Raw genomic sequence first — 14,823 nt, 5'->3', positions numbered from 1 at the left:
CGCCATGACGCAGTTCGCACTGCTTTACCCGGAACGATTCAACATTGGAGTCTGAATCTCAACCCCGCCTCACACACGGAATTCCGGATACCTCCTTTGCATAACGAAACAGCAAACTCAGACCCCGGTCAGTATGCTCGCTGCTCGGTGTCTCCTGCCGGTCAAATCATGGAATAAGCAGCAACTTGCCAGAAGTCTTACGGCTCCACATATCGGCTTGAGCTTTTGCCGCATCTGCCAACGCGTATACGCCGCCATTGTGTACCTTGAGAACCCCTTCACGCACCCAACTGAACAGCTGCGCTGCATGCGAGCGCAGCAACTCCGGGGTCTGAATATGGTTCGCGAAAGAGGCATAACCGATCTTGATGCTCCTGGGTAGCCGGAACAGCTCTATCGTCGCATCTGCTCCTAGAACCGGTCCGTACCAGCAAAAGGTACCTGAATAACGCAACACATCAAGCGACGCCTGGAATGTCGTCGGTCCCGAGCCGTCGTACACCACATGCACGCCGTCTCCTCCCGTAATGTCCATCACGGCATCAACGAAATTGCCCTCGCGATCCACAATTACATGATCCACACCGGCTGCTTTAGCTAACGCAGCCTTAGATTCCGACGAAACACGGCCAATGACTGTACCGCCACGCAACTTGATGATTTGAGCCAACAACGAACCTACGCCCCCGGCGGCGGCATGCACCAGTGCGATATCGCCCTGCTGGATCGGATAGAAGTCGGTGGCGAAATGACTGGCAGTGAAGCCATTCATCATGAGCGACGCCGCGACACGGTCGTCAATGTCGTCCGGCACCAGCGCTAGCGCAGCCGCCGGCAGCACGACCTTTTCCGCATAGCTGCCTGGCGCATATGCCCAAGCCACACGCTGACCGACCTCAAGATCGGACACGCCCTCACCCAGTGCCAGCACACGTCCCGCACCCTCCACGCCAATTATTTTAGGATTGGGCATGTTGGTCCAGGCCATTCCTTGGCGAACTCCAATATCCATGAAATTCACGCCAGCCACAGCGATGCCGACCAGCACTTCATCCGGACCAGGAACCGGATCATTTCGCTCGACATACTCAAGCATGTCTACATCGCCAACGCCGTTCATCACCACTGCTCTCATCACACCCTCCAATACTGGAATGATTGTTCCATTAAAAGGCAAAAAATTTTCACATCAAGACTCGCATCGCCAACCGGCCTAGGGATGCCAATTCCGGATCGCTGGCACCTCCGCGTGCCGACAACCGAATAGCAGCAATATTTGCAACCAGAAAGCTTGCAGCCTGTTCGGCGTCAACTTCCCGTGAAACGTCACCTTGTGCCTGGGCCTCCTGCACCCTTTTTGTCAGCGCCTTGAGCAAGAATTTACCGATCCCTTCGCGCAATTTCGTCAGTTCCGGCTCCGAGTCTCCGAACTCGCTGATTGAACCCACACCCAAACAGGGCCGACGGGCCTCATGCACGACGCGATTCATCATCGCGCGCAAACCGTCGATGGCCTTGTGACCTTGATTCAGCGCGTCAAGGTGCGCCTGACGTTCGGTGTCACCGTATCGCTTTACTGCTGCGCAATAGAGCCCCCACTTGTCGCCAAATGTGTCGTACAAGCTTTGTCGACCGATCCGCATTGCTTCGACCAGCATGCCGGCCGAGGTGCCTGCATAGCCATGCGAGCGAAAGACGTCGATTGCGGCGTCTAGGACCTGGTCAATATCGAACTCTTTGTTTCTAGCCATGAGGCCATTCTATCGATACTGGAACAAACAGTCAAAATAAGGTGATGTTCCGGGCTGGCCATGGATTCAACTACGCAGGTTCGCGAATGTCGGCAATGGGAGGTGCATCTGCTCCACAGTCCCACATCACCGAATGCTGGCTTTGGCCGACGTCCCTCCATCCCGCATCCGGCAGGTTCCGAAGTAAACTGGCCATCGGAATGGCGTCTTTCTGTGTTGCGTGAATGGCAACTATTCGCCGAACTGAGTCAGCCGATCTGGCGCCGTCTGTTTGATCTAGTCCATCCTTGTACAAATTCTTCGATCTCGTGCAGGCTCAGTGCGAACCGGACAGACCGCCGAACCGCCAGACTCATAACCGATGAAGGGGACCGGTGCAGATACTGCCTGCATGTATCGGATGGCGGCGAGAACGCGAGCGCCGTACTTCGCGCGAGCGCCTCGCCTGCATTCATATCCGTTGGCTGAACGACCAACGTCTCTTCCGAAAGTCAGAAGACCGCCAGTCCGCCAACGGCATGCCTGACATCCTCAATCATCCGACCTCACCGGACGTCATCGCCGAGCGTACCGTACGACGTGCCCGTCGTCGGCGGAGCACGAATGCGAAGACACCGAGCAGCACGACAACCACCGGCGCCGCGAGCATCAGCGGCCGGGCCCGCACGAGCAGCGGAACCGGGCCGCCGTTGCGCGCGACGGCCACGTCGTCGGGCGTCACGGTCACGTTCGCGTTGCCGTACTGCGCGAGCACGTAGTTCGCGATCGCGGCGACCTGATCGTCCTTCAGCGGCTGGACGTAGGAATCCTCACCGAACGACGGCATCAGCACGTGCTGGCCGCCCGCTTCGCGATCGACACCGTACAGGATCGCCGCAATCAGGTTCGACGGATTGCGCGAGCCCGTGGCGGTATTGTTCGACAGCGACGGATAGGCCTGACTCGGGCTGCCCTTGCCGTTGGCCTGATGACAGCTCGCGCAGTAACCGCTGAACAGCGCTTCACCCGTCGTCAGCGTACCGTTCGCATTCAACGCGGTCGTGCCGCGCAACGTCGCTTCGCTGCTGACCGCGCGCCCGTGCGCGAATGCCGGGACGGACTCGTGCTCGTCGCGGATCGGCTTCGTGCTGCGCAGATACGTGACGATCGATTTCAGGTCCGCGTCCGACAGATACTGCAGGCTGTTCTGCACGGCCTCCGCCATCGGTCCGGCCGCCTGGTTCTTGCCGGGTGCGCGGCCGGTCTTCAGGTACGACACCAGCTCGTCGTCGGTCCATGCGCCGATGCCGCTTACCGGATCCGACGTGATGTTCGGCGCATACCACGCGCCGAGCTGTGCACCGCCCAGGTTGCGGCTGAAGTCTTCGGCCATCAGCGCATTGCGCGGCGTATGGCACGCACTGCAGTGCGCGAGCACATTGGTCAGGTACGCGCCGCGATTCCACTGTGCGTCGTGCGCCGGATCGGCTTCGAAACGCTTGTCCGACAGGAACAGCATGTTCCAGCCCGTCATCGCGACGCGCATGCCGAACGGGAACGGCAGGTTCGTCGCGGGTGCGGGCTCGTCGACCGGCTTCACGGCGTGCATGAAGTAGCTGTAGAGCGCGTGCACGTCGTTGTCGCTGAGGCCGCTGTACGACGTATACGGCATGGCCGGATACAGGCGCGCGCCGTCCGCGCGCACGCCTCCGCGCAGCGCGCGTGCGAACTGCACCTCGGTGTAGTTGCCGATGCCGGCCGTTTTCGACGGCGTGATGTTGCTCGAATAGATCTGCCCCATCGGCGACGCGATACCGTACCCGCCCGCGAACGGCTTGCCGCCGTCGAGCGCCGTATGGCACGCCATGCAGTCCGCCGCGATCGCGAGTTGATGGCCTTTTTCGATCAGCGCGGCGTCGGCCGACGTCGACGCCGCGCCGGTCGCTGTTTCCTGCGCGAACGCGGGCGTGCTGCCGACGCTGCCGAACAGCGCGAGTGCGATGGCCGCGCGGTAGCCGGCGCCGCGCAGCGTGCGAAGTTGTCGTTGGATCGTATGTGTCATCGAATCAACCCTTCGCGAGGCTCGCGGAAATCGAATCCGCGGCCTTCAGGCCGAGGGCCGCCATCGACAGCGTCGTATTGACGACGGACGCCGACGGCATCGCGCCGCCGCCCGGCAACCACAGGTTCGCGTGATCGTGCGTGCGGCAGTCGCCGTCGACGACCGAATTCTTCGGATCGGAGCCCATGATCGTGCCGCCCATGATGTGATTGTTCGCGTTCAGCGTCTTCGTGATGTTGAACTCGACCGCGTCGAACAGGCTGCCGATATGCGTGAGCTGCTTGCATGCCGCGTCGTAGCCATGCCGCACATAGTCGCCGACGTCGTAGTGAATGTCGGGGCATGCGAGGCCGAGCGGATCGAAGCGTGTCTTGCTGAGCGTCAGGCGGTTGTTCGGGTCCGGCAGCGGTTCGAGGCTGATCGACAGGTCGACGCCATAGATCGCGCGGCGCCGGATTTCCTCGTCGAGCGCCTTGCCGACCAGGCCGAGCTTCAGCGCCTGCTGCGTGGCCGGCCCGACGCGCGAGATGTTGTTCAGGATCATCTTGTTCGCCGAATACTGCCCGCGGAAATCGCCGTCGCGCGGGCCGACGATACAGCTGCTCTGCGCGGGGCCACGGCCGAGCCACATCGGCTCGTTCGCGAGGAACGTGCAGTGGAAGCCCGAGTGATCCATCATGTTGCGCCCGACCTGGTCCGAGCCGTTCGCGATGCCGTGCGGATTGCGTTCGTTCGCGGCCAGCAGCAGCAGGCGCGGCGTCTCGATGCCGTTGCACGCGAGCACGAACATCTTGCCGCTGGCCTTGTGCGACTTGTGCGACGCGTCGTACCAGTGCACGGCCGTCACGCGATTGTTCGCATCGGTGTCGATCTTGTAGACGACCGATTCGGCGAGCACTTTCGCACCCTTGCGCTCCGCGCGCTCGATGTGGTGGATACCGCTGTACATCGCGCCGATCGGGCAGATCGGCTGGCAATTGTTGTTGCCGCAGCAGACCGGACGGCCGTGCCAAGGCCGCGTGCTGCGCGCCTGCGGAATCGGGATCGACCGGTAGCCATGCGCATTGACGATTTCGGCGAAGCGCCGGTCGCCATGGCCCCACGGCACCATGTCCATCGGATACGGGCGGCTGCGTTGCGACGGCGACTGCATCGCCGGATCGCTCGGCCCGGCGACGCCCATTTCCTCTTCCGCGCGGCAATAGTACGGCTCGAGGTCGTCATAGGAGATCGGCCAGTCGCGGCCGACGCCATAGGTCGACTTCATCCGGAAATCGACCGGCAGGTGCCGCCAGCTCGACGCGGCCCAGTGCCACGTCGTGCCGCCGACGGTGCGCAGATAGCCCTGCTGGAAACTCTGGCCATCCCGTCCGCTCAGTCCGACGTAGTTGTTCTTCGGAAAATACAGCGGGGCGGGCGCATTCGGCGCCTGCGGGTAGAGGCCCTGGAAGTCGGAGCCCACGCGATTGTCGAAGGGCATGTTGCGCCAGTTCTCGACCGCCTGACCACGCTCGATGCGCAGGCCGGATTCGATGACCAGCACCGAATGCCCCTGGCTGACCAACTGGTCGGCGATCAGGCCGCCAACCACGCCGGACCCCACGATCACGACATCGGCCGATACGTCGCCGTTCGATTCAAATACAGGAGTTCTCATGAGGTTCAGGCGTGCGTTTGCGGGTGCTGGGTAGTTGCTGACGCAACCGTTTTGCGGGGCGGCGCGACATCGGCCGGTGGCGGTTCGGCGGTCCACCATAGCGGGCCGTTCGAACAATAGGTCGGTGCGCTCATGCCGTCGTGGACGGTGTCGTACATCAGCGCATCGGCATAGGCGACCATCACGGCCTTCTGGCCGTGGCCGACGGTGCCCGTGTACCACGCGGCGACGATCGCGAGCGCCGTGTCGTGCAGGCCTGCGCCGTCGGCATCGGCCAGCAGTTGCGCGGGTGTCTGGCCGGCGCGGACGCGTTGCGCCAGCGCGGCTGCACGCGTGGCAAAGCCTGGGTCCGTGCGACGGAATGCGTCGACGAGGCGAGCAGCCGTCGTCGGGTCGAGATTCGCGTGGCCGGTGAGCGCTTTCGACAGCGCGAGAAAGGTCCGGGTGTCGAGCGACGGCTGCTGCGCGAATGCATGTCCGGGTGCGGCGGTGAGCAATCCGACTTGCGTCAGCGCCGCGGCCATCATTTTCAGCACCGCTCTACGGGTCATGCCGGCGCGCGCATAAATGCGCGATTCATTTTTGTGTGGGGCCATGTCGTTTTCGTCTTTTTCGCGAGTCGTTGCTCGCATGTTTTCTTTCTTCCGAATATTCCGCGTCGGGAGCCGCTCCGGGCCGAAACGACCCGAATACGTCCCCCGCGGCGCTGCGTTACCTGTCCGAGCGCATCGGCAAACGACCATTGCCGGCTGGACGAGGAATTGCAGGCGCCGCATGCGGAGATTTTTATCTGTTCACGCGAGACAGCATTCGGGCACGAGATTATGGAACCGGTTCCATTCGTGCGTCCAGTGTCTCGTTCAAATTTCATCGCAACGGCGGAGTGTATCGATATCGGTCGAATCGCGTATTTTCAACACGGTATCGGCCCGCTGCGACCGATTTAGAACAAAATCGAAAGCTTGAAGTAATTAAAACGTCGGGATTCGGCTGCTTTATTGCCGAAGTGAGCAGTGCGACGGCAGCGCGAGCGTCGTCGACGATACGGTTTTGCGACAGGCGCGAGGGAGTGCGACTTACTTGATTGCCGCGGCACCGGCTGCCGCGATGACACTATCCTGCACACCCGCGCCACCGCTGGCCCCGATCGCGCCGATCAGGTGCCCGTCGATCACGATCGGGATGCCGCCTTCGCCCGCGAGAATCCCCGGGATGCTGAGATTGGCGGTCGCGCCGTTGTTGATGGCGTTTTGCAGATCCCGGGTCTGTCTGCGGAATCGAGCCGACGCGCGCGCCTTGGCCTCCGCGATTTCAACCGATGCGAGTTGCGTCCCGTCCATTTTGTCGCACGAAACCAGGTTCCCGCCGCTGTCGACCACGGCAATCGCGTATTTCCAGTTTCGGCGTCGCGCCTCCGTTTCGGCGGCGGCCATGGCGGTACGCGCCTGCGTCAGCGTGATGGGCGGGCCGTAAGGGATGTCGTATGGCAGTTGTTCGGGGACGGGCGCGGACGCGGTGGTTTGTGCTGATGCATGGGCCGCGAATATTGCGCTGGCTGCGATGAGAATCGGGAATTTATTCGAAAACATGGAGTGCCGATACGGATGCCCCTGATTACTTCAGGTGCCGGTGAATGAGAAAGAACACGATGCGATTCCGCGACGATGCATTTCCCGGCTCGATTGCCGGGGCATGTCGCGATCGCGGGGAAAATATATTGCATCCTGGGTTAGCGTGCAGTGAAGCGGGGCGGTGCGTGTCGCCACGAGGTTTCCGGCGGCCAGCAGACGAACCTGCGCGGGCAGGTCCGCCCCGAGATCGATCATCGCCGGCAGGGGCGTTGCGCGCACATGCGGGTAGCAGAACGCTGGCCGGTCCGGCCAGCGATACCGCGGCGGGCATGTGTCGTCCGGATCAACTGAAGTGATGGCTGAACTCGAGCCACAGCGTGCGGCCGTACGGCATGTAGTAGCCCACGGTGTAGTACGGCCAGCCGGAGGAATCGTCGTGCTTGATCGTATTGAACACGTTGTTCATCACGAAGGTCAGTGACGTATCCCGCGAGAACTGGTGCGAGATGCTCAGGTTCGCGAGTGTGGTCGGCGTCAGATACGCGGTCTGGGCGGCGTTCGGTACCTTGCCGTAGCGCTCGAGCTGCACCGTCGACGTCCACTTCGGGATCGACCAGGTCAGGCTCAGCATGAGCTTGTCCGGCCATTCGGGGTTGCCGGTCGGGTTGGCGAGCGAATGCAGGAGATCCTGTACCGGGCCGTTCGTGTACTGCTGGTATTTGTGGCTCAGGACCTTGGTGAAGTTGGCGCTCAGCAGGAAGGTGCCGGCGCGGCCGAGGCGAAAACGCCATTTGCCGCCGAGGTCGAAGCCCGTCGTCTTTTCCATCGCGGCGTTGATCGGGTTCACGAGGATCGTGTTGATCGCGCCGGGGTCGAGCACGGCCGTCAGCGGGTTGCGGATCACGCGGCTCAGCGCGTCCACGCAGTTGGGCGAGCTGGCGCTCAGTTGCCCCGCTCGGCACGCGGCCTCGGTTCTCAGCAGGTTGTCCGGATCGATGGTCGTCACCAGATTGTCGATGCGAATGTTGTAGTAGTCGGCCGACAGGTCGATGTCCGGCGTGGGCGCGAGCACGAAGCCGGCGCCCCATGATTTCCCGTTTTCCGGCTTCAGGTTCGCATTGCCCTTCTGAATGAAGTTCGAGCCCGGCGACACGTTCGCGTATTCGCATGAGGCGAGCGATTTCCCCGACTGGTTGCAGCGGAAGTAGTCGGTGGTCGATTCGAAATAGCCCTTCGACTGGCTCATGAAGATGTAATTCATGTCCGGCGCGCGAAAGCTCGTGCCGTAATTGCCGCGCAGCAACAGCTCGCGCAGCGGCCGGTATTCGAGCCCCAGGTCGTAGGTCAGCTTGTTGTTGCGGGTGCCTGCGAACGAGTAGTCGTCATAGCGCGTTGCGACGTTCGCGGTCAGCTGGCTCAGGATCGGGACGCGCAGCTCGACCGCGGCTGCGTAGCGCTTGCGGTTGCCGCTCGCACCGGTCGCGCCGGCGGCGTTGTAGTAGACGCCCTGGTTCAGGGCAGGGTCGATCGAATTGCTGAAGCCTTGCGTGCCGTATTCGATCACGCCGGCGGCGCGCACGGGGCCGGCCGGCAGCGAGAACAGGTTGCCGTTGGCGGCGAGGCTGAAGGTCTGCGTCCACGTGTTGTTCCTGCTGGTCGATTCACCGTACATCGACGCGAACTGGTTCGGTGTGAGCGGGGTCGCGAAGCGTGCGGCGCTGGGCGCGTAGATCGGCGCACCGTCGGCGGCGGTACCGAGCTGCGGGCCGAGGTAATAGCTGTCGACGTTCGACAGCAGGCGCGGCACGGTCGCGCGGCTCTGATAGCCGGACGCGCTGTACGTGAACTCGTAGTTCCAGCTGCTGTCGGGCACTTTGCCGCGCAGGCCGGTGATCAGGTTGCCCGCGACGTCGTTCCAGTGCTTGTTCCATACCGATGCGCCGCCGATCTCCTGGGGCGAGATGCGCTTGGTCCACGCCTCGTTCGCGCCGGTTTCCTGGTTGAAGAAATAGCCGGTCGTCGCCGCGGCCGACGTCCAGCTCGGGCCGCGCGTGTTGTTCTCGGTCTGGTTCCAGGCGGTCGACACGGAGCCGAACAGCGTGACGAGATCGCTCAGCCGGTATTCGACGCCGCCGTACAGGTTCTCGCTGACATTGTTCGTTTGTGTCGTCCAGTACGACGGCTGCGCGCCGCCGCTGCCGCAGTACGCGCCATTGCGGGTGCCGACGGTCGAGGTGCCGCCGAATGCGCCGATGCCGGCGAGCGGGCCGCACGCGCCGGCGGCGCCGACGTAGCGGCCCGTGTCGAGGTTCTGGCGCGCCCAGGTCTTGGTCGGCGGTTCACCTTCGAGCGTCGACGACGCCATGAAGTCGCGCTGCCCCGACCAGATCGGGTTGGTCTTGCTGATCTCGAGACCGAACACCGTGCTCAGCGCGCCGAATTCCTTGCCGCCCGACACCTGCAGCCGCCCGTTGCCGCCGCCGCCGTCCCAGGTGCGGCCGCCCTTGACGTTGACCTCGATGCCGTCGATGTGCTTCTTCATGATGATGTTGACGACGCCTGCAATCGCGTCCGAGCCGTACACGGCGGAGGCCGCGCCGTTCAGGATTTCGATGCGGTCGATCATCGCCGACGGAATGTTGGCCAGGTTCACGAAGTTGACGTTGCCGTCGTACGCGATCGGGTAGTCCGCCACGCGCCGGCCGTCGACGAGCACGAGCGTGTGGTTCGGGCCGAGGCCGCGCAGGCTGAGCGCATTCGCGGCCGGCGTGAACGTGTTGCCGTAGTCGGCGCCTTGCGTGAAGCCGGTATTCTGGGTTTGCGACTGGAGCGCGTCGAAGACGTTTCGGTACCCTTTCGATTCGAGCTCCTGACCGGTAATGACGGTGACGGGCGTCGCCCCTTCCTTCTCGGAGCGCGGAATGCGCGATCCCGTCACGACAAACGCCTTCAGCGATGCGGTGGCCGGTTTTTGCGTGGCAGCCTCGCCACGGGCCGGCGCGGAGGGGCTGGCCGCATTCGGCGGCGCGGCGGCGGCGGCTCCCGACGCGGCTTCCTGTGCCGCGACGGGCATCCAGGGTGTCGCGAGGCCGGACAGGCAGAGCGCGATTGCGCCCACGCTCTTGATATGGAGCGACGTGTTTTGCATCTTCAAGTTGTGTTGACGAGCAAGTTCAATGGTTAGCAGTTGTCGGGTATCCATGCCGTTTGCGATGGCATGTCGACTCGCAACCCCCTGTCGTTCGCGCAATTCCTGTATTCGGATCGAGCACCCGGAATCACGGATGTAATCCGAAATATGACGGGTGGCCCAATTTTTCCATCGGGTGCCGAATTCGAGATTAATGGTCGGCGCGCGTGGCGAGAGACTTTATCGATCGATTTTTGGTCGGGCAAATGATCGATGCTTGTATTGATATGGATAGGGTGGGGTAAATTGAAATCACGCCGGAATTGGATTTGTTTTTTGAAAACGGGGAAAGACATCCGGATTAAGGCGGTGTGCGAGGTTGCGGCTGTTCGTTCGCCGCGGGTTCACTCCGTCGGCGCTGCGTGCCGCAACGGTCGATCGTCGTGCATGGAACCGGCGCGACCACGCTCGTATTGGCCGAGCTTGCCTCGATCAATGGCCTGCAATCCGCCGGAATGTACGACGTGCGCGGTATTTGCGGCTGCGGATGATGTGTGCCCCGGCAGTTCGGCGATGATGCGCGGCGCTGGATGCCGATCCCGTTCGAGTCGACTCCTGCTTCGGGAAGCACCGCTTCCGACGAACAAATTCATGTGGAAGTTTGATGTGGTTAAACTTGTTCGGATTATCGTGCGCACTGAAATGGGGAATGTTTGATGCAATTAAACTCGCGCATTCGTCGTCGTCAATTCTAAAAGTTTGATGTGATCAAACTTTTGTCTTTCCATCAAAAAAAGTTTGACGGTCAAAATTTTTTCTTGATATCTTCTGTAATCAACGGGTGGCGTCTTTTGATGGATTAATTCCTTATCGAATATCTTTGCCTTCCATTCGCATGATTGCGTCTGGGTAGCACTCCGTCGGTCTCTGCTCGAGCGGACGGGCATCCGTTTCATTCTCCGGAATCTAATCAATTTCGATGAGCAGGTATTTTCCCCGTATCGAGCGATCGACGGGCAGGAATCGTATTTTCGAAAATAAGTAAATCGGGTTTTCCGGGTTTCGAATCAGACACTGCCGCTATCCGGGCCGTGGGGCATCGTGCATCGGCGACATTCGCGTTGGGGGACTGAAGGTGGGTATCAAGATCGAGGATGGCGTGCTCGCGTCCGGAGGCGGACCGGCGAGGCCCGGACGCCAGCGGCAGTTCGGCGGGAAACAGCGGAACCCGGTGCGCCGCTTCGGCGGTATCGCGGCCGTTCTGCTGCTGCATGTGTTGCTGGTCTACGCGCTCCTCAACGGCCTCGCGACCAAGGTCGTGCAGGTTATCCAGCATCCGATCGAAACCCGCATCATCGAACCGGTGAAGCCGCCGCCGCCTCCGCCGCCTTTGCCGGTGGTCAAGCTGCCGCCGCCGAAGGCGACGTTGCCGCCGCCGCCGTTCGTGCCGCCGGCGGAGGTACCGGTGCAGGCGCCTCCGCAGGCAGCGATCACGCATCAGGCCGCTCCCGTGCCGTCCGCGCCGGCCGTGCAGGCACCCGTCGTCACGCCGCCGGCGCCGGCGGCGAAGCCGGTCAGCCATGAAGTCGGCGTGGTCTGCCCGAATTCCGACCAGATGCGTGCATCGATGCAGTATCCGAAGGAAGCGCAGGAAAACAACATCACGGGCGATGTCACGATCGAATTCGTCGTCGATGCGGACGGCAACGTCACCAACGTACGGGTGTTGCAGTCGGCCGATCCAGTCCTGGATCGCGCTGCCTACAACACGGTCAAGCGATTCAAGTGCATGGCGCAGGGACAGCCGGTGCGCGTCCAGGTTCCGTTCTCGTTCAACCTGAACTGACCCGTGCGGGGCCCTGGGGCGGCAGGACGGGAATTTCAATCGATCAGTTAAACGAAATAAGTGGAGTAGGTATGGCAAAGCGTTCACTGGCCGCACTCGCGGCCTGCATGTTGATATCCTCCGTCGCGCTCGAGGCGCTGGTTGCGCCGCAGCCGGCGTTTGCCGAGGCGAGCGCGCCGGTGGCCGTGGCCGCGACGGCGTCCGCGCCGCAGGCGGCTGCGGACGAGCCATTGCCGCCGCCTGCACCGGCGGCGACGCAGGCCGTCGAGAATCCGTACGGGCTCGGCGCGCTGTGGAAGAACGGCGATTTCGTCGCACGATTCGTGCTGATTCTGCTCGTGATCATGTCGATGGGCAGCTGGTACATCATGATCGCGAAGTTCCTCGAGCAATTCCGCGCGAACCGGCGTGCGAAGCTCGCGGACGAGCAGCTCTGGTCCGCGCCGTCGCTATCGGCCGGCGCGAGCCTGCTCGACGAGGCGTCGCCGTTCCGTTTCATCGCCGAGACCGCGATCGAGGCCGGCGAGCATCACGACGCGGCGTTGCTCGAGGCGGTCGACCGCAATACGTGGATCGACGTCTCGGTCGAGCGCGCGATTACCAACGTGTCGAACCGGCTGCAGGATGGTCTCGCGTTCCTCGCGACAGTCGGATCGACCGCGCCGTTCGTCGGCCTGTTCGGCACCGTGTGGGGCATCTATCACGCGCTGACGGCCATCGGCATCGCCGGGCAGGCGTCGATCGACAAGGTCGCGGGCCCGGTCGGCGAGGCGCTGATCATGACGGCGATCGGGCTCGCTGTCGCGGTGCCGGCCGTGCTCGGCTACAACTTCCTGGTCCGTCGCAACAAGTCGCTGATGGAGCGGGTGCGCAACTTCGGCGCACAGCTGCATACGGTACTGCTCGCGGGCGGCAAGCGTACGGTGCGGGCCGCCGGTACGCCGGCCGCGTCGCTCGTGCACTGACGCAGGCGGGAGTGCACGATGGCCATGAACGTCGGGCAGGACGACAACGACGACGTGATCGCCAACATCAACACGACGCCGCTCGTCGACGTGATGCTGGTGTTGCTGATCATTTTCCTGATCACGATCCCGGTCGTGACTCACACGATTCCGCTGGAGCTGCCGAAGGAAACGGTGCAGCCATTGGAGACGACGCCGAAAAGCGTCGAAATCGCGGTGAATCGCGACGGGCAATTCTTCTGGGGCGAAACGCACGTGGACGGCCCGACGCTGCTCGCGAAGCTGAAGGGCATCTCGCAGATGTCACCGCAGCCCGACGTGCACGTACGCGGCGACGAGAACACGCGCTACGAATTCATCGGGCGCGTGATCACCGCGTGCGAACGGTCGGGCATCGCCAAGGTTTCTTTCATCACCGAGCCGCCGGCGCGCGGCGGGTAGGAGTCGACGATGGGCATGAACGTATCTTCGGGCGGCGGCGAGCCGGACGTGATGGTCGACATCAACACCACGCCGCTGATCGACGTGATGCTGGTGCTGCTGATCATGTTGATCATCACGATCCCGATCCAGATGCACTCGGTCCGGATGGACCTGCCGGTCGGCAATCCGCCGCCGCCGTCGAAGCCGCCGGAGGCCGTGCAGATCGACATCGCCGCCGATGGCGCAACGACCTGGAACGGCGCGCGAGTGCCGGATCGCGCGGCGCTCGAGCAGAAGCTCGCGCACGTCGCCGCGGAGCCCGTGCAGGCGGAGATCCGCCTGCGTCCGGACAAGCTCGCGCCGTACCGGGCCGTCGCCGGCGTGCTGGCAAGCGCGCAGCGTGTCGGCGCGACCAAGATCGGCCTCATCGGCAACGAGCAGTACATGCCGTGAAGCTGGCGGCAGGGCCGGAGACCGGCACCTTGCGAGGCCCGACGAACCCTTGACGGAGCTGACGATGCGACATGACCACCGGGAATCCATATCGATCAGTAGTGCAAATGTAGCGATGCGATGTGAAAACCGGGAAAGCCGTAACATCGAATGTCCGCCGCGCGATCACGGTTTCCGTCGGTACGCAGTCGCGCTGAATGCGCACTGCGATCGCGTCGACCGGGGGAGCGTATTCATCAAACAGTTTCGACTATGGGTTCGTGTCTCACTATGGTTTCGTCTTCCGATGAATCGATGCTTGTCGCCACCTCGATGGGAAACAAGATTCGCACGCTGCGCCGGCAGCTCAAGCTCACGCTGGATGTGACCGCCGCTGCGGCCGGCATTTCCAAACCGTTCCTGTCGCAGATCGAACGCGGACGTGCGATGCCGTCGATCGCGACGCTCGTCGGCATCGCGAAGGCGCTGGGCGTGACGATCGACCATTTCGTCGGCGCGTCGCCCGACACGCCGACGGCGTGCCAGTGCGAATCGCTGCAGCACTGCGGCGTCGAGTCGCTCGCCAGTGCGTTCGCACAGCTTTCGCATCTGGCGAGCGGAACGAAGCTGGATGCGAGGCTGTTCCGGATTCCACGCGGCCGGGCCACGCCTGAAGCAGCACCTTACGCCGGCGAGGCATTCGTCTACGTGATGAACGGCGAGCTCGAGCTGACGCTGGACGACCGCACCGTCGTGCTGAAAGCGGGCGATGCCGCGCACTACGAGTCGACCCTGACCCAGGTCTGGAGCAACGCCACCAACGAGGAAGCGGTGATCGTCTGGGTCGGGGCGCCGGCCGGAGCCTGAGAGAACACGAAAACGCATCCGTTTCACCGGGTGATTACATAAGTATTACTGAATGTTTTTGGATGGAACGTGTGAGGCGTGCGGTCGGGATGGCCGCGCCGAACGAAGGAGCCGGCAACACGGGGCGCAGGTCGCGTTGC

At 62.8% G+C, this 14,823-nt stretch carries 12 protein-coding genes; 5 read left to right on the top strand and 7 right to left on the bottom strand.

The window, feature by feature from the left end; all coding sequences use genetic code 11:
- Positions 1 to 166 precede the first annotated feature (166 nt).
- The 7 genes from ABIC51_RS38460 to ABIC51_RS38430 all read right to left on the bottom strand — a co-directional run bounded on the left by ABIC51_RS38460 (position 167) and on the right by ABIC51_RS38430 (position 10,168).
- The gene (locus tag ABIC51_RS38460) at positions 167 to 1,135 is read right to left on the bottom strand and encodes a quinone oxidoreductase family protein (protein ID WP_175900484.1); all 969 of its coding nucleotides are present in this window, start codon (positions 1,133 to 1,135) and stop codon (positions 167 to 169) included.
- A gap of 49 nt (positions 1,136 to 1,184) precedes the next feature.
- Positions 1,185 to 1,751, bottom strand: a complete 567-nt coding sequence (locus tag ABIC51_RS38455) for a TetR/AcrR family transcriptional regulator (RefSeq protein WP_027792443.1) — start codon at positions 1,749 to 1,751, stop codon at positions 1,185 to 1,187.
- A 535-nt stretch (positions 1,752 to 2,286) separates the two neighbouring features.
- Positions 2,287 to 3,792: a cytochrome c gene (locus ABIC51_RS38450; RefSeq protein ID WP_175854663.1), complete on the bottom strand. Its 1,506-nt coding sequence runs from the start codon at positions 3,790 to 3,792 to the stop codon at positions 2,287 to 2,289.
- Positions 3,793 to 3,796: 4 nt separating this feature from the next.
- Positions 3,797 to 5,449, bottom strand: a complete 1,653-nt coding sequence (locus ABIC51_RS38445) for a GMC family oxidoreductase (protein WP_175861794.1) — start codon at positions 5,447 to 5,449, stop codon at positions 3,797 to 3,799.
- A 5-nt stretch (positions 5,450 to 5,454) separates the two neighbouring features.
- Positions 5,455 to 6,225 (bottom strand): sugar dehydrogenase complex small subunit, encoded by a 771-nt coding sequence (locus tag ABIC51_RS38440; RefSeq protein ID WP_226129064.1) that lies wholly within the window; start codon positions 6,223 to 6,225, stop codon positions 5,455 to 5,457.
- Positions 6,226 to 6,525: 300 nt separating this feature from the next.
- Positions 6,526 to 7,038, bottom strand: a complete 513-nt coding sequence (locus ABIC51_RS38435) for a GlcG/HbpS family heme-binding protein (protein WP_060173236.1) — start codon at positions 7,036 to 7,038, stop codon at positions 6,526 to 6,528.
- A gap of 325 nt (positions 7,039 to 7,363) precedes the next feature.
- On the bottom strand, positions 7,364 to 10,168 hold the full coding sequence (locus tag ABIC51_RS38430) for a TonB-dependent receptor domain-containing protein (RefSeq protein WP_175900490.1): 2,805 nt from the start codon (positions 10,166 to 10,168) through the stop codon (positions 7,364 to 7,366).
- Between the two features lie 1,123 nt (positions 10,169 to 11,291).
- Here ABIC51_RS38430 and ABIC51_RS38425 point away from each other — a divergent pair.
- The 5 genes from ABIC51_RS38425 to ABIC51_RS38405 all read left to right on the top strand — a co-directional run bounded on the left by ABIC51_RS38425 (position 11,292) and on the right by ABIC51_RS38405 (position 14,683).
- Complete coding sequence (locus ABIC51_RS38425) at positions 11,292 to 11,996, top strand: energy transducer TonB (RefSeq protein WP_027792447.1); 705 nt, start codon at positions 11,292 to 11,294, stop codon at positions 11,994 to 11,996.
- A gap of 71 nt (positions 11,997 to 12,067) precedes the next feature.
- Positions 12,068 to 12,961: a MotA/TolQ/ExbB proton channel family protein gene (locus ABIC51_RS38420; RefSeq protein ID WP_059696035.1), complete on the top strand. Its 894-nt coding sequence runs from the start codon at positions 12,068 to 12,070 to the stop codon at positions 12,959 to 12,961.
- 18 nt (positions 12,962 to 12,979) lie between these two features.
- A complete protein-coding gene (locus ABIC51_RS38415; RefSeq protein WP_027792449.1) occupies positions 12,980 to 13,402 on the top strand; it encodes an ExbD/TolR family protein in 423 nt (140 codons plus the stop codon).
- Positions 13,403 to 13,411: 9 nt separating this feature from the next.
- Positions 13,412 to 13,837: an ExbD/TolR family protein gene (locus ABIC51_RS38410; protein ID WP_027792450.1), complete on the top strand. Its 426-nt coding sequence runs from the start codon at positions 13,412 to 13,414 to the stop codon at positions 13,835 to 13,837.
- A gap of 270 nt (positions 13,838 to 14,107) precedes the next feature.
- Positions 14,108 to 14,683: a helix-turn-helix domain-containing protein gene (locus ABIC51_RS38405; RefSeq protein WP_354007019.1), complete on the top strand. Its 576-nt coding sequence runs from the start codon at positions 14,108 to 14,110 to the stop codon at positions 14,681 to 14,683.
- Positions 14,684 to 14,823: the final 140 nt, after the last annotated feature.

Origin of the sequence: Burkholderia sp. 572 (assembly GCF_040545135.1) — a bacterium.
GTDB lineage: Bacteria > Pseudomonadota > Gammaproteobacteria > Burkholderiales > Burkholderiaceae > Burkholderia > Burkholderia cepacia.
Note: the sequence above shows the minus strand (reverse complement) of the source record. Positions and strands in the feature narration are given on the sequence as shown.

Coding starts and splice junctions, on each gene's coding strand:
- ABIC51_RS38440 (WP_226129064.1), bottom strand. CDS start 6,225: ATGCGGCGCCTGCAATTCCTCGTCCAGCCGGCAATGGTCGTTTGCCGA.
- ABIC51_RS38450 (WP_175854663.1), bottom strand. CDS start 3,792: ATGACACATACGATCCAACGACAACTTCGCACGCTGCGCGGCGCCGGC.
- ABIC51_RS38455 (WP_027792443.1), bottom strand. CDS start 1,751: ATGGCTAGAAACAAAGAGTTCGATATTGACCAGGTCCTAGACGCCGCA.
- ABIC51_RS38460 (WP_175900484.1), bottom strand. CDS start 1,135: ATGAGAGCAGTGGTGATGAACGGCGTTGGCGATGTAGACATGCTTGAG.
- ABIC51_RS38410 (WP_027792450.1), top strand. CDS start 13,412: ATGGGCATGAACGTATCTTCGGGCGGCGGCGAGCCGGACGTGATGGTC.
- ABIC51_RS38420 (WP_059696035.1), top strand. CDS start 12,068: ATGGCAAAGCGTTCACTGGCCGCACTCGCGGCCTGCATGTTGATATCC.
- ABIC51_RS38435 (WP_060173236.1), bottom strand. CDS start 7,038: ATGTTTTCGAATAAATTCCCGATTCTCATCGCAGCCAGCGCAATATTC.
- ABIC51_RS38415 (WP_027792449.1), top strand. CDS start 12,980: ATGGCCATGAACGTCGGGCAGGACGACAACGACGACGTGATCGCCAAC.
- ABIC51_RS38405 (WP_354007019.1), top strand. CDS start 14,108: ATGGTTTCGTCTTCCGATGAATCGATGCTTGTCGCCACCTCGATGGGA.
- ABIC51_RS38430 (WP_175900490.1), bottom strand. CDS start 10,168: ATGCAAAACACGTCGCTCCATATCAAGAGCGTGGGCGCAATCGCGCTC.
- ABIC51_RS38445 (WP_175861794.1), bottom strand. CDS start 5,449: ATGAGAACTCCTGTATTTGAATCGAACGGCGACGTATCGGCCGATGTC.